The organism is Bartonella sp. TT119HLJHH, from assembly GCF_042193385.1.
Taxonomy (GTDB): Bacteria; Pseudomonadota; Alphaproteobacteria; order Rhizobiales; family Rhizobiaceae; genus Bartonella.
In genome coordinates, this window is the sequence record NZ_JBHILS010000017.1 from 1 (window position 1) to 18,322 (window position 18,322).

The following is an 18,322-nucleotide window of genomic DNA, read 5'->3' on the forward strand; positions in this document are numbered from 1 at the left end:
GATGCTGATAATTTTACCGTTGATATGAAAAATCCTTCTCAATGGTTGATCCGTGTTGGTGGACGTTTGACAAAAACCATTTCCACTGAGAACAACCGTCCTATGTCTTTCTATGGAAAAGTAAACTTGATCAAAACCTTTGGTGATAATGGTACCATCCAGATTGGCAGAAACTTTGACCTTGATCCTATGGGACCTGCAATTGAAGGCGGCGTTGGCATTAGTGCACAACTGTCTCACAATTTCTCCCTTCATGGTGATGTAAGTTATCAACAAAAGCTTCAAAAAACTGGTATAAGTGGTGCAAGCTTTTCAGGTGGCATACGCTATCAGTTTTAAAACAAAACTGTCAAAACAGCGTATTTCTTTTCTATGCATTAACAAAAAAGGCAGCCACAATATGCTGCCTTTTCGCTTTATAAATCCTAATAACACTACACTATCCCTCCTTAAGAGAGCCCTTGCTTTTTCTACTGCCTGTAAAATCAACATCCACGCCCAACGCCGCGGCATGTTTAAAACAAAGCTTGAGACGCATCAGTACTGTATTAGCAGCTCCAGCTTTTGTATGACAGATGGGAGCGAGGGTATTGCCTATTTCTGTTTGTGTAATCTCTGAAATAGACAGACAGCCTAATTTGAGGAGAATATGGAGTTTTAAAGGTGAAAACAGTTTCCATCTCCATCATTTTTTAATTCAGCTTTACAACTTTCAAAAGCATCTAAGGCAATGTCTTTTAAGTAATGGAGATTACGCATTGCCTCACGTTTTCGTTTCTCACGTTCTTTAATGGGATCATGACCATCACGAAGAACAGAGTGCTATTGGGAGGGGTGCCAATTCACGAGCTTGTTTTAAAGAGACATCTCTCAAAGCACCCAAATCCATTTAGCAACAGCGCCCATGAATGGTATAACGATAAAGCATTGAGCACCCCCATCTTTACGTTTGTGAAGGAGCAAGCCGGCACCATCATTATATTTTCCAGCTCGTGGGTGTTGCTAAAGACCTTAGCTCTTGAGACGATTCATAAGAGCCATTTTAGACCTTTCTTATACATTTTTTACCCACACGCCAGCCCCGCTTGTGGTGTGCAAGAGAATGGTTTTTCTTGATTTAAGACAAACAGGTTTAAAATGAGAGAATCTTACGTTATTCAGAACTCTAACGCAATGAAAGTAACGATAAATTATCATTATAAATCATTACATTATACCATTTTTATCAAGATAAAAGATCAGGTATTTTTATCTAGAATATGTCACAAAGTTATGCAGCCTTTTCGTACATGAAATCCATTTTTTCCTGAAGTGTTTTCTTTTCCACTTAAATACGCTTTTCCTCCTCTTCACATGGGTTGCGCAGCTATTTATCATCGAATTTGCCCATAAAGCTAAGCAAAGTGTATTTTTAGATAATATAAAGATAACAGCATTAAGAATAAATCTTAAAAAATAGAAGATTTCTTGCTTTTTCACTTATGGAAGTACAGAAACTCTACCGTTTGATTATGCTCCTCTTTGAAGGTAGATATGGTGCTAATATGCCCCATGGAGCTATCCAAGCAAAGATGATATTAGAAAAATGAAAAGTTAACCACTGCACATTTGAAATAGATAGGAACCTACAGCCACTCTCATTCACTCCAAAGGATATAGAAAATGCAAAAAAAGCATACCGGATAAATCATCAATTATAGCTACAACATAACAGAGCATAATAGTGTTTTCATATGGCTACACTCTTCCCTTATGATATCTGGCCAGCAAATATCTCTAAAACTTCTATAAAAAAATACTATTAAAGTTATGCTGTAAAAATGTTAATTGCCTCAACAATCATTTGTCAAAAATTTGCAAAAAATCATCAGAGAACTAACCTTTTGAAGCACAAACATAATTTGTGTACTAAGGAATTGATTTTTAATGCCTTTTAACATATTGATAATCTTAAAATTAAATCAGACAGCCTTCCCAGTCAATCCGGATAAGTAGGTATCTAACAAAAACTATTGTTAGAAGCGTAGAAGATCGTACCCCATCCTTGTATGAGAAAGTGAACTTCCTTAAAAAACTTTGATATTGATGATACTAAACAGATTGGTATTTATTTTACCTTAATCCGATAGATCCTGCCGTTAAAGGTGCGTTTAGCACAATACACAGTTATTTCACAATTTAACCCTCTATATTGATGTAAACTATCAGAAAAAATTTTAAAAGACGTATAACCGAGACAAGTATTTCTGATAGAATACGCTACCAATTTTAATATAAAATTATAAAAAAATAAGCATATTGATCCGTTTACTATTAACAAAAAACGGACTGTATTTTTTTGTTATTTACAATCTATTATAGTAATAAAATAAATTCTTTCTTTACGATGTATTGTCTCTATCTATAAAGATTTATTTACACTTCTATTGCTGGTTCTTCTAAACAAACAGTTTTGAGAAAATTAATGCATGAAAAGAAAATCTAACAACAAGCGCTTTATCTTTCACATACAAAACGCTCAAGAAAGCTAATTATTTCATTTATAAATGAAATAACTCAATAAAGTTCTTTTTGTATCAATAAAAGATGTTTTAAATGAAATATTCAAAATATTGATTTATAATGATAATTTAGCGTTATTCCTATTGAATTAAAATCTTGAATATCGTAAATTTCTCTCATTTAAAATCTGTTCCATGTTGAACTAATCAAAATCATTCACTTGCACGTTACAAGCAGGGTTGGTGTGTGGAGAAAAGTTATATAAGAAAAGCCTGAGAATTCCTCTCATGAACCGCCTCAAGTGCCAAAGGCTATCCACACAACATTGGGAGCTAGCAAAGTATGTGATGGGGTTGCTCTTTTATTAAGCGTTAAAGGTATCGGCTTGCTCCTTCGTAAGTATAAAGATGATGGGACTCTATGGCTTTAGCGTTATAGCATTCATGAAAACCATCGCGAAATGGGCTGTGCGACCTTAGAAAAATGGACTTTGCTACCCTTAAGGAAAAGCTTCTTTAAAGAAAGCCTGTGAATAGCCCCCTCATCTCTTCTTATAGCAGAGAAAATTTTCTGATCGTCTTGGTGAGTACATCAAATAATACATCTCAATGCGATAGAGCTTTTATAGCGATTATCTTTAATAGACAGTTTTTAAATATCATACTTCATAGTGCTTTTAGCATAAGCTTAACCAAGCTAGGTTTTATGAAATCCACTTTTCTCGACTTTGTATGATCATGAACAAATTTTTTCTAAAGCAAAACTTCAAATCATAGAGTAGACCACCAATATAATTCGTTTTGTTATTTACAATAAAAACATAATGATATAGAAGCTGTTTGGGTACTTGCGCCATCAGGGGAATGAAGTAAGCATCAAAGCATACCAAATACTAAAGGCATATCTATGTGTAAGAAATATATTTATAAGAAAAATTTTTTGTTATGTACAATTGCTGGAACTTTGATTTTTTCTCATTTCGGTTCAACTTATGCAGATACATCGGCTCCTGAAACTCCTGCAATTTTGGGGAAGATTGAATTAAATAAGGGAGAAGAGAAGACTTTTAATAATGTTCTTGTCCGTGATAAAGGACCTGGAATATTAGCGCATGATAAAGCAGCTATCACAATTGTAAAATCAACAATACACACGGAAATGTCTGCACTTTCTGTATCAACAGGTGGACGCATTCATGCTAAAGAAATTGAAGCAAATACAGTGTACAAAGGTTTAGAAACAAAGAATGGTACAATCAACGTTGAAGATTCAACCATAACCGTCCAACGAGGAGGTGCCGGTGGTATCGTTTTTTATGAAACAAAAGATCGCTCTTTAAAAAATGGAGAAAAAGTTGTCAATAAGGTTGTTCTTAGCAATACAAAACTTCTTGTGAAAAACGGTACCGGTATCCTTGGTCCCTACTGCTCAAAAGCTGTTGTTGAAGTTCAACTTAAAGACTCAGAAATTCGATCTGACGTATTATTGAGAAATAAAACAAAACGTAAATATTATGACAACGATACTCTTCCTGTAACTTTAGCATTAACCGCTGATAATTCAACAATAGAGGGACGAGCAAGAACTTTAAAAGTCAATACAACGGTTTTGACTCTGAATAACAAGAGTAAATGGTACTTAAAGACCTCTCAAGAGGAAGTCGATACTGACTTTAATGCGTTTAACTATGAGCTCAGTGATATTAAACAACGAGCCCTTTCTACCGTTTCAGTACTGAATCTTAATAATAGTTCTATCATATTTAAGGTACCGCAAGGGCGGGAAAAAGATCATTATCATACCTTGTCTGTAGGGCGAACAGCTGAGGTTCGTAGACCTGAGGGAAGTACAATCCCCGATATAGAAAGTACTTACAGTACAGTTTACAATGCCACGGGCAATGCAAAGATTTATTTTAATATTGAATGGAGTGATGGTCTAGCAAAAGAACAGCAAAAAGCTGATCGTCTTCTTATTCATGGTGATGTATCAGGCAGCACAACAGTCCATATCAAGAACCTTGCGAAAGGTGAGATATTAAAAGCTGAAGATTCTGTTTCCTCGAATATGCGTGGTCTTTCACTCATTCAAGTTTCTGGAAATGCAAATGAAGATTCCTTCAAACTTGCACATGGCTACACCACAATGGGGGGCTTGCCCTATAAATATATACTCAAAGCCTATGGTCCAACATCCAGCCATGGGATAGCCGATAGCACACAAAGTCGTTTTAGCGGAATATCACAAGAATCAAAAGAAAATACCCTCAAAGACTACACAATCTACACAATATCCGGAAAAATGATTGAAGGCGTTTCACCAAAAGAGAAAGAAGCGCAAAATACCGGTTCATCATCCCTTGGACAAGCAAACAACGCACAAAACATCTTGGAAAAAAATCAGAATTTCTGGGATTTTCGCTTGCAAAACGCGACTCTCGATGATGAAGGAAAGATCAGAGCCCTTGTTCCTCAAGTGGCAAGCTATTTGTCCATGCCTAACGCACTATTCTCAGCGGGACTGGCTGATGTAAATAATCAAAATATTTTACTAAACTCGATGCAGGAAAACACCTTTGAAACAAAAGATCATAAAAACAAAGGAGTCTTCTTCTCGACTTATGGCAATAAGATAACATTATCCTCTCACCGTACACCATTACAATATGGCTATGGTGCCGATATTCACTATGCAGCTTTACAGGCAGGCATTACATTAGCAGCTCTAGAAGATCAAAACATGACCACCAATTTTGGTCTTTTGGGGACATATGGGAAATTAGCTTTCACCCCAAAAGACATGGAAGGAGCTGACAAGAGTACACTCAATAAATGGTCAATTGCTGCATATAGTGGGCTGCGCCATAATAATGGGATATACATCCATGCACTCTTCTCCTATGGAATGCTCAAGGGAGATATCACCACAGCTCTCATAGGAAAGACTACAGAATTGAAAAATGCTGATACATTCAGTGCATCGGCAACTATTGGACAAAAATTCGAAACCAGTAGGAAAGGATTGGTCATTGAACCACAAGCACAACTTGTTTATCAACGTCTCATGCTTGGCACACTCTCAGATGTCGATGGCTTTGATGTGGATATGGGAAATCCTCATCAATGGTTAGTGCGTTTTGGTGGACGCTTAACGCAAACGAAGCTTTCTATTGAAAACGGCGGTATTCTTTCTTTCTCTGGTAAATTGAATATTGTTAAAGCTTTTTCTAACAATGGTACGATACAGATTGGTGAACCATTCCACCTTGATTCTATGGGAGTGTCTGTTGAAGGTGGACTTGGTGTAAATGCACAATTGTCACAAAATATCGCCCTTCATGCTGATGTTAACTACCAACATAAGCTTCAAAAAACTGGTATATCTGGAGCAAGCTTTTCAGGCGGAATACGCTATCAGTTTTAAGAAAAAGAAAAAAACAATTTATAGTCTATTCATTTTAATAAAAGGCAGTGCAAATGTGCTGCCTTTTTTACAATCTATCGGAAAGAACCGTCAACAACTATTCTTTCTACCACCTTTCTTGAGCCAATTAATCTCACTCATACCAACTGTAATAAAATCTGTTATCTCTAAATGAATACTGAATCCTCAAGAGAACTGCCTTTTTGATTTATAAAAATCAAATGCTTTTAATAAAATTTTTTGTATTATAAAACACGTAATGAATACTTATCTGTGTAAGAAAATCAATTAAAAGCTTTTTGTAAGCGCACAACAACAGCTTCTCCAAAAACTTTGTAGAGTTTCCATAACAACAGCCTTAAGCAATCAACATCCTTGCAAAATATTTTGTTTCTTAACACTTTTAAACGGAATACTTATCAATCTAGCTTTTCTGCAATTCATAGTTTCTAACTGCAATTTTTATTTTAAAAGCTCTTCTAAAATCATTTTTTTAACGATAAAGAACACGACACAATATTTCGTTTTGTTGTTTACAATAAAAACATAATGATATAGAAGCTGTCTGGGTACTTGCGCCATCAGGGGAATGAAGTAAGCATCAAAGCATACCAAATACTAAAGGCATATCTATGTGTAAGAAATATATTTATAAGAAAAATTTTTTGTTATGTACAATTGCTGGAACTTTGATTTTTTCTCATTTCGGTTCAACTTATGCAAACACATCGGCTCCCACCATGATTATGGCTCGTGCGGATAAAGCAGGAGAAGAAAAGACTTTTAATAACGTTTTTATCCGCGGCACATATACAACAGTGGTTGCTGATGACAAAGCCTTTATCACCATTACAAATTCAACAATGCGTTCGGATTCAAATTTATTTACCGCAACAACAGGTGGACGTATTCATGCTAAAAAAACTGTAGGAAAATCAGATTCTCGTGGTTTAGAAATTTCAAACGGCATCATTCATATTGAAGATTCAATCATAAATGTTTCTGGACATCACAAAAGTCGCGGTATTCTTTTCGATTACATCTCGAGTTCCCAAGTAAAAGAGGGTGAAAAAGTTATCAATAAAGCAATTCTTACCAACACAAAACTTCTTGTTGAAAATGGTATTGGTATTCTAGGACCAGATTATGCAAAATCTGTTGCTGAGGTAGAACTTAAAAGTTCAGAAATTCGTTCTGATATATTATTAAAAAATAAAATCCCAGAAAACTCTAAAGATATCGATCCTCGCACTTTTATATTAAGCGCTGACAATTCGATTATAGAAGGACGAGCAAAGACTTTCCCTCAAAATACAACGATTTTTACTCTCAACAATAACAGCAAATGGTCCCTAAAGATTAGTCAATTTGAAGTAGACAAAGAGTTTGACAGCTCTAAAGGATACTTGCTCACTGATATTAAACAACGTGCACAATCTATTGTCTCAGTATTGAACCTTAATAATAGCTCTATTATATTTAAGGCGCCGCATAAACTAGCAGACAATCAGTATCAAACCTTGCATGTGGGAAAACAGCCAACAGCTGAAGTTGCGAAATCAGAGCAAAACAGAAGCTCCGATGCAACAATGGTTTACAATGCATTGGGCAACGCAAGGATTTACTTTAATACCGAATGGAGTAATGGTCTTATAAAAGAACAACAAAAAACTGACCGTGTTCTCGTTCATGGTGATGTCTCAGGCACCACAACGATCTATTTCAACAATCTTTCAAAATGTGCAGAACCATTCGATGATGATGAAGATTCAATTCCTTTGAACACGCGTGGTCTCTCACTTATTCAAGTGTCTGGAAAAGCAGAAGAAACCGCCTTCACGCTGGCAAATGGCTACACTACAATGGATGGATTGCCCTATAAATATGTATTAAATGGCTATGGACCAACATCCAGCCATGGAAAAGCTGACAAACAGCAAAGTCTCTTGCAAGAAAGTGAAGAGTTTTGGGATTTCCGTCTACAAAATGCGACTCTTGATGATGAAGGAAAAATCAAAGCTCTTGTTCCTCAAATGGCAAGCTATTTGGTTATGCATAATGCAATATTCTCCTCTGGCTTGGCTGATATAAACAATCAAAATACACTGTTAGATAATATGCACTCAACAGTTTTTGGATTAGATGGTCATAAACAGCAAGGGATATTTTTATCGACTTATGGCAACAAGATGACGTTATCTTCCAGCCGTAGTCCATTGGAATATGGTTATGGTGCTAATGTTCACTATACTGCTATACAAGCAGGCATGACATTAACAACGTTAGAAAATCAAAATATAACCGCGAATCTTGGTCTTTTAGGCACATATGGAAAGCTCGCTTTTACGCCAAAGGACATGGAAGGTTCTGACAAAAGCATACTGGATAAATGGTCCTTTACGGCCTATGGGAACCTCCACCATGACAATGGTTTCTATGTTAATGCACTTTTCTCTTACGGCATTTTAAACGGACATATTACAACAGCCCTTATCGGCAACACTACAGAATTAAACAATACGAATACATTAAATATATCAGCTACCGTTGGACAAAAACTAGCAACTGGTGTTGAAGGGGTATCCTTTGAACCACAAGCACAACTTATTTATCAACATATTGCCTTTGGCACTCTTTCAGATATTGATGGCTTCCAAGTTAATATAAAGCCCCCTCATCAATGGTTGGTCCGTATTGGAGGGCGTTTGATAAAAACAAGGCTTCCCATTGAAAAAGATCATATTCTTTCTTTTTATGGTAAATTGAATGTCATCAAAGCTTTTGGTGAGAAGCGCACTATCGATGTTATGGAATCTTTCCATCTCGATTCTATGGGCTCTTCCCTTGAAGGTGGGCTTGGCATTAACGCGCAGCTTTCTAAAAATATCGCACTTCATGCTGACGTTAATTACCAACATAAACTTCAAAAAGCTGGGTTCTCTGGAATTAATTTTTCCGGTGGAATGCGTTATCGCTTTTAGAAATCTTAGCTCTCTATTTGACACATAAGCAGCCTGAGATGAAAACAGTGCTGCTTATATTTTGCTACATTACAAAAAAACGCAATGTGTCAAAAAGTGGTTCATTTTTAGCAAAACAAAGAAAATATCTTAAGGAACATCTCTATGCATAAGAATCTTTTGTTATGTACAGCCGCTTGTGCTTTATTTTTTTCTTCTTTTAATTTCACATCTACCAGCACCGCCTCTGGTCTAAGCCACCAAACACGCCATGCCATTGATTCAATAAGCACACCAACACAAGCAGAAAAAAATCTTGAGAAGATAGCCTCTGGCGCCATGATGCAAAATAATGCGCACTTCAACCAAGCACTTGAAAATCATATGGATCGTGTAAGAGATACGATTAACAACTCTTTTGCAGGTGCAAGTCGTTATGGCTCTGGCGCACATATGAACGTGGTGAAACGTGAAATGGATAATACACGTACCCAAGCCATGGCAAACAAACACCATAAAGATATGCAACACATGCTACAAGCCAATGCGCAGCTTGATCAATTACGTCAAAACAGGTTGATAAAAGCAGAGAATTTATCACGTGGCTATGAGAAAGCACTTTCTGATGCCGCAAAAGCAGCAGCAATCCTTGATGCTGATAACCAACAGCGTGTTAATGAAGCACTCCAACAATGGGTGAGCCAAGACAATCGCAATTGGTCTGAACTGCAAAATAAAGCAGAAATATTACATAAAGCAGCACAAGTGGATAGTGCATTACAAGAACACAACAAGGAACTTTCCAATACTGTACGCAAAGCGGTATTAGAGACTTTGAACACCGATGGAATAACCAACGTGGAGAGAAAAGGAGATATAACCTCTCCTTCATCTGAAGAGAATAAACAACCTCTTATTGTCTCCAGTACAAGACAAAGACGCTCTAGTGATAAATTACCACCCGCTCATGTTGCTGCCCAACACAAGGATAATTCAAAGGACAATTCATTCACAAGAACAGATCATGGAATGAGACAGCCTAAAATAAATGAAAATTCGCAATCTGATATTGATCATAAAACGAACACCACTTCCTCAGCATCGAAAACGACTCTTCCATCCGAAAAAGCGCATATGAATTTGCTCCCAAAGGTTGGAAATACCGCTACCGCGGCTACAGAGAGCACCTCTAAACTTACAGATGATGATAATAAAGCAACTGCAACTTCTACTTCTCTTGATGGGACAGCAAAAAGAACAATTCTTACACCACAAGAAGAAAGCTCTTTAGTCATGCCTATCGCGATGTTTGCTGTTGGGTTTAGTGATGTCAACAATCAAAATATTTTGTTAGACAATATGCAAATAACAATGTTTGAACCCAAAGATCATCTAGAAAGAAGCGTTTTCTTATCCTCTTATGGCAATAAGAGCACGTTTTCTTCCAAGGTTCAAGAAGAACAAGATGGTGTCCAAGCAGATATTCGCTATGCTGCATTGCAAGCAGGAGCAACATTAATAGCGCTAAAAGATGAAAATATCAGCAGCAACTTTGGTCTTTTCGGAACATATGGGAAATTATCTTTTACTCCTAAAAACAAGGAGAGTTTTCAAAAAAATATGTTTGATAAATGGTCACTCACCGCATATGGAAATATTCAGCATGACAGTGGCATCTATGCAAATGCATTTCTCTCTTATGGAATTTTCAAAGAAAATAACGCCACAGCTCTCATAAAACCTACCTCAAAAGTGAAGAATAGTAAAACATTAGGAGCCGCTGCAACTGTTGGTCAAAAACTATCAACCAGTTTGGAAGGTGTAATCCTAGAACCGCAAGCACAACTTGTTTATCAACGTCTCATGCTTGGTTCTTTATCAGATAGGAGCTCTTTCTCAGATGACGATAACTCTAAATCAGATGGCGATAACTCTAAATCAGATGGCGATAACTCTAAAATAGACATAAGCAAACCTCATCAATGGTTGCTCCGTATTGGTGGACGTTTGACACAAAACAAAGGCCATGCCCTTTCCTTCTACGGCAAACTGAACATGATCAAAACTTTTAGTGAAAACTTTCCGTTTGCTGCTATGGAATCTTTAGTCGAAGGTGGTTTTGGTATTCAGGCGCACTTATCGCAAAATATCGAGCTTCATAGTGATCTCAGCTATCAACATAAACTCAAAAAAGATGGCATATCTGCAATAAATATTTCCGCTGGAATGCGCTATCACTTTTAAAAATACTTATATTCCTATCTTGAAATATAACGTGCTCTCATTATGTTTCGTTTTGTCTCTTACAAAATAAACATAATGAGGCCAAGGTTTTATCTTTTATTAAGAGAGGGGAAACATTTAGGAATACATCCATATGAAAAAAAGTTTTTTACTATACACAGTTTCTGGAGTTCTGTTTTGTTCTTCCACCAGCTTGTCTAATGCTCTTCATGATACGAATACACAACCTACGATAGCTCTCTCTTCTCTGCAACCCACTCATCAAATAGGTGCATCCAGAACTTCTAATCCCTATTCAAATGCATCATCTTCGTATCCACCTTCAACATCTAGGTCTACAAGAACGACCAGAAGCTCTTCTCCTACAGGGAGTGAATCTACAACGCCTACTTCCACGAGCACTCTACCTCCAAAAACACAACTTGAAGGAAATACAGAAGATGTACAATCTACCCCTACAGCCACACAAGACACTATTACACAATCTTCAGCGATAGGAACAGCTTCAACGACAGGAATGGAAGCAAAATCTAGAAGACGTTCAGGGGCGCCATCCTCTTCTACAAACTCTTCCAGAAAAAAAACGCCCGAAAATTCTGCTGTATCCTCACAGTCAGAACCTACAAGCACGGAAGCTACAAGACTAACAACAGAGCTATCGCCAACGCCTAAAGAACCAGAACGCGCACAGCCAATATCTTTAAGAGTAGAAACTGGACAACCAGCATTACCGGTACCGCCAAAATCTATAAAACCAGCGCCCGTGCGATCTGCCTCTGCACAAAAAGTATCTGAAAAATCAGAGCTAGAAAAACCAATATCACCAATAAAACAACTTGAAAAGTCTACACAAATTGAGAATATAAACTCTGGAGTTGAGGCTACAAACGGTAAGACCATAACGCTACATAACAAAAAAATTCAAGACAATGGTTTTGCTGTACATGCAGATGGAAATAATTCAAAAGTCAACATGATAGGGGGAACAGTTGATGCGCGTTTTGTTGCACTAAGCGTATCAGATGGTGGAGAAATTGATGCTACAGGTATTACTGCAACAGCAGAAACAGCTGGTTTGGTAAACATGAAGGGCACAATCAAACTTAAGGATTCAAACGTACACGTCACGGGAAATTATGAAGCAGACGGTATTATTTTCCGCAATAATCAATACTATCCCCCTAGAAAAGGATATACACACAATGCTGAAAGGAATAACAATATCGCTCAAGAACAAGCTATTCCTAATAAAGTGACCCTAGAGAATACAAAGCTTTTCGTTGAACATGGTAGCGGTATCAGCCTTTATGGAACAGGCGTAAACGGGGAAGTCAACCTTAAAAATTCAGAAATTCATGCCGATATTTTATTAAAAAATATCAAGAACGAAAGTTCCTCCACAAACACCATTATATTCGTTGCAAACCACTCTTCTTTAGAAGGTCGGGTAAGAACTTCTAAAGATAACAGAACAGTTTTTGATCTAAAAGAGGAGACGAAATGGCTTTTAAAGGCGAATAAAAATGCCATAAATAATGATAATATTTTAAATGACTATAAACAGTTTGGTGTTGATGATAAATCATACTCTAATCTTTCTGAATTGCACCTTACAGACAGTGTCATTATGTTTGACAAACCAATGGAGGGACATTATCAAACTCTGTTTATAGGACCTAATCTTTCGCAAGAAGACGAAACAACTCACACAGCAGCGATTTATAGTACAGCGGGTCTTGCAGAGATTTATGTAAACACTCAATGGGATAAACATTCTCCTATCACGGAACAACAAACTGATCGCATTGTGATTAATGGTGATGTCTCAGGAAGTACTGTTGTTCACATCAATCTCCAAACCGATAGCTCTGCTGTTTGGGAAGAGAAGATGGCTTCACTTCCTTTAGGGACACATGGGATTTCAATCATTCAAGTTTCCGGACAAGCAAACGAAAATTCCTTCACGTTAGCAGGAAACTATATGACAATAGGGAAACAACCTTATAAATATGTACTCACAAGCTATAAGCCTGGAACATCTCATGAAAGCCAAAATCTTTTTGGCAAGAAGAATAGTGATTTCTGGGATTTCCGCTTACAAAATGCCTACATTGATAAGGATAAAAAAGTTCGAGCCCTTTTACCACAGGTAGCAAACTATTTAACCATATCTAATACTTTATTTTCTGCTGGATTTACTGATGTAAACAATCAAAACACGTTGTTAGACAATATGCGAACAACAGTATTTGAGGCAAAAGACAATAAAAAGAATGGTATCTTTTTCTCTTCTTACAGTGAGAAATCCACCTTATCTTCCAACCGCGATCCACTGCACTATGGTTATGGTGCTGATGTAAACTATACTGCTTTACAACTGGGTGTTATATTAGCTGCCTTGGAAGGCAAAGATATAAGCACACATTTTGGTCTTTTAGGAACATACGGAAAACTTGCCTTTACGCCAAAAGAGATGCAAGATTCTGAAAAGACAACACTTGATAAATGGTCACTCACCGCTTATAGCGGCATCCAGCATCGCAATGGTATATATGTAAACACACTTTTTTCTTACGGCGCTTTAAAGGGAAATATTACCACAGCTCTTGTTGGAAATGCTGCAAAATTGGATGGTACTGAGATACTTAATATCTCTGCGACCATTGGTCAGAAATTAGCAACCGACACAAAAGGCTTAATCTTTGAACCACAAGTACAATTCATTTATCAAAATCTCATGTTTGATATTTTTTCAGATGCCGATGGCTTAAAAGTAGATATGGGCAATCCGCGTCAATGGTTGATCCGTTTTGGTGGACGTTTAACAAAAACAATAATGGCTGTTGAAGAAAACAAGGCTGTTTCTTTCTATGGTAAAATGAATATTATCAGAGCTTTTGGTGATGGTAAAACAATAAAAATTTCTGATACCTTTCATGTTGATCCTACCGGCTCTTCAATTGAGGGAGGTATGGGGGTGAATGCATATCTTTCTCAAAATATCGTACTAAACGCCGATATCAGCTATCGGCAAAAACTGCAAAAAGCCGGTGTATCTGGCACCAATTTGTCTGGCGGAATACGTTATCGTTTCTAAAGCAGAAGTTAATTTTAACTTAAATAAAAGGGCAGCACAAAGTGCTGCTTTTTTATTTAAATTTATATATTTTTTAAAATTCTCAAAAATCATTATCACATCACAGAAGATTTTGACCTATAATATTTCTTTTACATATTGAATAAAAAACTAAATACCATAACATTCTCTCATCAAAACACCCCATGCATAAAGTTTTATGTCTTATATCACCACACTCAAGCGATGATGTTTTTACAGCACAACAGAATAAGCATTCATGCAGATTTTTAAAAAAGTCAGCCCCTTCTTCGCTGTGGACACTCCATTTATTTTAGATGATGTGCATTTAATATACCTACTATAAAGACTTAGTATCTGTTATAAATTCTTAAAGGCATGTTTTTCCTCTAAAATCTCAATGCTACAGCAACTCCATCATAAGACAAGAAATTGATTTATAAAGACAATTAATTGTTGTGCATGTTAAATGAGAAGAATCCAGAATATCGTAAGATTCTTTCATTTTAGACCTGTTCTAGGTTGAAACAACCAAAACCATATCTCTTGCAAGTGACAAGGGGGAAGAGCCTTGTGGATAAAAAACTATTAAGAAAGGATTAAAAATGCCTCTAATGAACTATTTCAAGTGCCAAGGGCTGTAGCAACATTGGGATCAAACAAAGAATATGACAGTGTTGAAAAATATAACAATATCAACTTGCTCTTTTATTAAGCATAAAAATGGTCGCGCCCTATAGATTTTATATTATTTCCATGGGGACTTTCTTATTATACCATTCACAAGCGCCGTTGCATCAAAGATGTCGTTGCGCCCCACAACCACCATCACGAAATAGACTTGAAAGCTTAGATATCTCTTTAAAACAAGGCCGTGAATTAGGAATAACAAATCCATTCTATTTTGAGTATTTTGTCGTGCATGAAGGACGTGCCCCCAGTAAAAAACACAATAAAAAAAGCGTGAAACAATACGTAATCTTCATTATTTAACAGATAGTGCTTTAGATACTTTTGAAAGACATAAAGCTAAATTAAAGGATGGCGGGCGGGACAGAGGGAAGCTGATTTCTACCCCTTTATTCTTTCCCAATGAGATTGCCGCCCCATTTCAAATATTACGCCAACAAAGATATACGCAATATATCCACTCAAATCTGGATGCTCTCTCCAATCTGGCATACAAAAACTAAAAACAGCAGAAGAAAATATTAAACCGCCTTAATCTTTGTCTCAAACATGCAGATTTCAGCAACTAACCGCTTCATATCACCACACTTCAAAGGACAGTGCTCCATGAAGCTTATAGGCAATATTCATCACATACTCTTCGTCATCATTCATGCTTTTTGCTGAATCATTCATGCTTTTTGCTGATTTGGTGGTTATGGCGGAGTGAACGCACCCGATCCCATCTCGAACTCGGCCGTGAAACACTCCAGCGCTGATGGTACTTTGCCTTCAGGCACGGGAGAGTAAGTCGCCGCTAGGTCTGCTAAATGCATGCAAAAGACTCAATGTATAAACCTTACATTACCACATTCCCAAGGAAGCTGCTTTTAAGGCAGCACAGGCTGGTCTAAATACCCCCTTGATCGCCTCCCTAAACTAAAGATGAAGCTCCCTACAGACTTAGTCTGCAAACAATTTTCTGTAAATAATCCGCCTTCTCTGAGTTCTCTTTCAGTCAGTTTCCCAAAGCATGTGGTTCACATCACGACACCTTAAAAGAAACTGTTTTAAGAACAGCATTTTACAGTACATCAGGATAATAATTTAAATACAAAAATGCGCTTAAAACAACTCTACTCACTAAACGCACTATTTATCCAAATCAACTGCCCTACCTAATCATTGTCATCACTTAGAACAGTCAACATTAATCAGATTTGAATCATTCCTCTGTTTCTTTTACGCGTCCAGATAGTTGCACAACCCGAGAAAGATCATTAACTGCATTTAAATGCGTTTGAAGTAATTCACTATTACGCTGTAATTTTTCTTGCAAATCAGACAACAAACTTTCAACCTCATGCTCAATATCTTGATTCATGTAGCGCTTCACATCACTCATGGATTTATTAAGATCACGCAAACCACGTATTTTACATAAATTTATTTCTTCGTAATCTGGAACACCACTGCTCTCTAGCATATTGCTTTCATAATCAACAACTTGAGCTAATCCTTTAACAGCAGCAACAAATTTCGTCATCGCCCAATCACGATCAATAAGATTATTATCAAGAACTTTTGCTTTTGCTGCAAAACTATCATCACCATATTGCACTACAGACATTTTTACTTCCCCTTCAACACTATTGTTCAATCTTACTTTCAAATGAGAGAGATTAAACAGGTTCTCTTCAATGCTGATACACTCAACCACGCTCGTGATGCGAACATTGCTACAACAGCACGACAATCCTTCAAAGTGTATACCACTTCAACTTTCAACGCATTCTCTTCAAATATTTTTCTTGCTTTGCTCCAAAACCATCATTGATGGCTATACTAATTCATCAAAACGCTATAAACTCAAACCTTACGGCAATATCGACACTTCCATATTTGCTCTGTCTATTTCGCCTTGCTGATTTTATTTTTGCCTATTTTATCACCAGTACGTCTTCAACAGAAAACAACAATTCTCTCACGAGAACTTCGGCCACAAAACTACCTGCCGACAAAAAACCGCAGCCTATAAAGACGTAAGCCCATTAAAAATTTCAGCATTTTACCGATAGAAGCACTTTACCCTCCATAACCTTATGGCTCTCTCTGCACTTAAACTTGTACACCTTCTGGCACCCCATAAGATGGCACCCGACAAGATCAGTTTGCACCCATTCAAAAGGACACCCCCTCTCCCATGCTCTTTCTGCACACATGCAGTATTTCGCATAAAACACAAAAAGAATGCTCTTTTAAACAGATCAGCCATACAGCAATATAAAAAAGACATCTTAAAATAGCTAAACAGCCATCAATCTTCCTTTTTTAAATTATCATTCGCTTTTCTTTGCAATAAACGACTATATAAGATTTTTTGAACCTTTTCAAGAGTTTCTTAGCCAATCAGTTCGATACGTCTTCAATCGCATATTCACACGCTTGTTTTAAAGAAATATCTCTTAAGTGCACCTAAGCCTATTTCGCGCCGCGACCCATCAATGGTATAATGATAAATCTTCCATGACATGTATAAAATCCATTGAGCACTTTTCATCTTTACGCTTAATAAAAGAAGCAAGCCAGCACCATCATATATTTTTCTAACCCCTTATGTTCTGATACCCTTGACACTTGAGATGGTTCATAAAAGCATACCTTTCTTGTATAGTTTCTCTGCGCATGGGAGCTCCCTGCTTGTAACTGCAAAAGACATGTTTTTTGTTAATTCACCACAAAACAGATTTGGAATGAAAAATTTTCCAGTATTCAGAGCTCTAATTCAAGTTGAATAACGATAGATTATCATTATAAATCAAAATATTATCCAATGCATAATGCTTAACGCTCCCCCATTGATATTTTCAGAATTTTCACAGCATCTTCCTATAGATTATTTCATTCCATAACACAGTTTGCTCTTAATATCGCGACTTTACATGCGCTACTAGTATAGAAACAGAGAAACAATCATTTTATAATCAAGGTGCAATTTTTGTTACAATCTTTCTCTCGTTTTCAACCTTCTAAATGCAGCTCTTCTCTTTCATAATCATCACATTTCAAATCTATTCCATGTTGAATAAATTAAAATCACTTGCTTGCACATCACAAACAACGCCCTGATGTGTTGATAAAATACGCTGAAAGAAAAATGCCTCTTATGAACCTTAGCAAATGCCAAGAACTATAATAAACATTGGAAGCAAGCGTACGATGATTGTGACTTGCTCTTTCATAAGTATAAAGATGATAGCATTCTATAGATTTTTATATTATTCAAATTTTATATTATTTCATGAGAGCTTTACTGTTATACTATTCACATTTACCGTTATACCATTTACGGATAACATGTAAGTTTTATGTAAAAATAACTTGCTGTATTTATACAGCTTTTTTACAGTGAGGGACGCGTAAATAA

General features: G+C 36.7%; 7 protein-coding genes, 1 rRNA gene and 1 pseudogene. 6 read left to right on the forward strand and 3 right to left on the reverse strand.

All coding sequences use genetic code 11. The annotated features are described in order from the left end of the window. Nucleotides 1-339: autotransporter outer membrane beta-barrel domain-containing protein (locus tag ACFIJL_RS07665; protein WP_375623983.1), on the forward strand; the 339-nt coding region annotated here is incomplete at its 5' end. Nucleotides 340-450: 111 nt separating this feature from the next. Here ACFIJL_RS07665 and ACFIJL_RS07670 read toward each other — a convergent pair. Then, nucleotides 451-1,041 (reverse strand): annotated as a pseudogene (locus ACFIJL_RS07670) (integrase arm-type DNA-binding domain-containing protein); the annotation flags it as partial. Nucleotides 1,042-3,408: 2,367 nt separating this feature from the next. On the opposite strand from ACFIJL_RS07670, the gene ACFIJL_RS07675 reads away from it, so the two are divergent. The 3 genes from ACFIJL_RS07675 (at nt 3,409) to ACFIJL_RS07685 (ending at nt 11,129) form a co-directional block, all read left to right on the forward strand. Then, nucleotides 3,409-5,925: an autotransporter outer membrane beta-barrel domain-containing protein gene (locus ACFIJL_RS07675; protein ID WP_375623985.1), complete on the forward strand. Its 2,517-nt coding sequence runs from the start codon at nt 3,409-3,411 to the stop codon at nt 5,923-5,925. Nucleotides 5,926-6,557: 632 nt separating this feature from the next. Beyond that, on the forward strand, nt 6,558-8,906 hold the full coding sequence (locus ACFIJL_RS07680) for an autotransporter outer membrane beta-barrel domain-containing protein (protein ID WP_375623987.1): 2,349 nt from the start codon (nt 6,558-6,560) through the stop codon (nt 8,904-8,906). A gap of 144 nt (nt 8,907-9,050) precedes the next feature. Then, nucleotides 9,051-11,129, forward strand: a complete 2,079-nt coding sequence (locus tag ACFIJL_RS07685) for an autotransporter outer membrane beta-barrel domain-containing protein (protein ID WP_375623989.1) — start codon at nt 9,051-9,053, stop codon at nt 11,127-11,129. Nucleotides 11,130-11,420: 291 nt separating this feature from the next. Here the strand turns inward: ACFIJL_RS07685 and ACFIJL_RS07690 are convergent, their stop codons facing one another. Continuing rightward, entirely contained in the window at nt 11,421-12,029 is a 609-nt protein-coding gene (locus tag ACFIJL_RS07690; protein WP_375623991.1) for a hypothetical protein, read from the reverse strand. A gap of 73 nt (nt 12,030-12,102) precedes the next feature. Between ACFIJL_RS07690 and ACFIJL_RS07695 the strand changes: the two genes are divergently transcribed. Beyond that, on the forward strand, nt 12,103-14,226 hold the full coding sequence (locus ACFIJL_RS07695) for an autotransporter outer membrane beta-barrel domain-containing protein (RefSeq protein ID WP_375623993.1): 2,124 nt from the start codon (nt 12,103-12,105) through the stop codon (nt 14,224-14,226). A 1,377-nt stretch (nt 14,227-15,603) separates the two neighbouring features. Continuing rightward, nucleotides 15,604-15,718: ribosomal RNA gene (gene rrf / locus ACFIJL_RS07700) — 5S ribosomal RNA — on the forward strand. 402 nt (nt 15,719-16,120) lie between these two features. Here rrf and ACFIJL_RS07705 read toward each other — a convergent pair. Further along, entirely contained in the window at nt 16,121-16,525 is a 405-nt protein-coding gene (locus tag ACFIJL_RS07705) for a flagellar protein FlgN (protein ID WP_375623995.1), read from the reverse strand. Nucleotides 16,526-18,322 lie beyond the last annotated feature (1,797 nt).

Excerpts from the sequence above, each read along its gene's own strand:
- ACFIJL_RS07675 (WP_375623985.1), top strand. The coding sequence starts at position 3,409 with ATGTGTAAGAAATATATTTATAAGAAAAATTTTTTGTTATGTACAATT.
- ACFIJL_RS07680 (WP_375623987.1), top strand. The coding sequence starts at position 6,558 with ATGTGTAAGAAATATATTTATAAGAAAAATTTTTTGTTATGTACAATT.
- ACFIJL_RS07685 (WP_375623989.1), top strand. The coding sequence starts at position 9,051 with ATGCATAAGAATCTTTTGTTATGTACAGCCGCTTGTGCTTTATTTTTT.
- ACFIJL_RS07690 (WP_375623991.1), bottom strand. The coding sequence starts at position 12,029 with ATGGTCTTACCGTTTGTAGCCTCAACTCCAGAGTTTATATTCTCAATT.
- ACFIJL_RS07695 (WP_375623993.1), top strand. The coding sequence starts at position 12,103 with ATGATAGGGGGAACAGTTGATGCGCGTTTTGTTGCACTAAGCGTATCA.
- ACFIJL_RS07705 (WP_375623995.1), bottom strand. The coding sequence starts at position 16,525 with ATGTCTGTAGTGCAATATGGTGATGATAGTTTTGCAGCAAAAGCAAAA.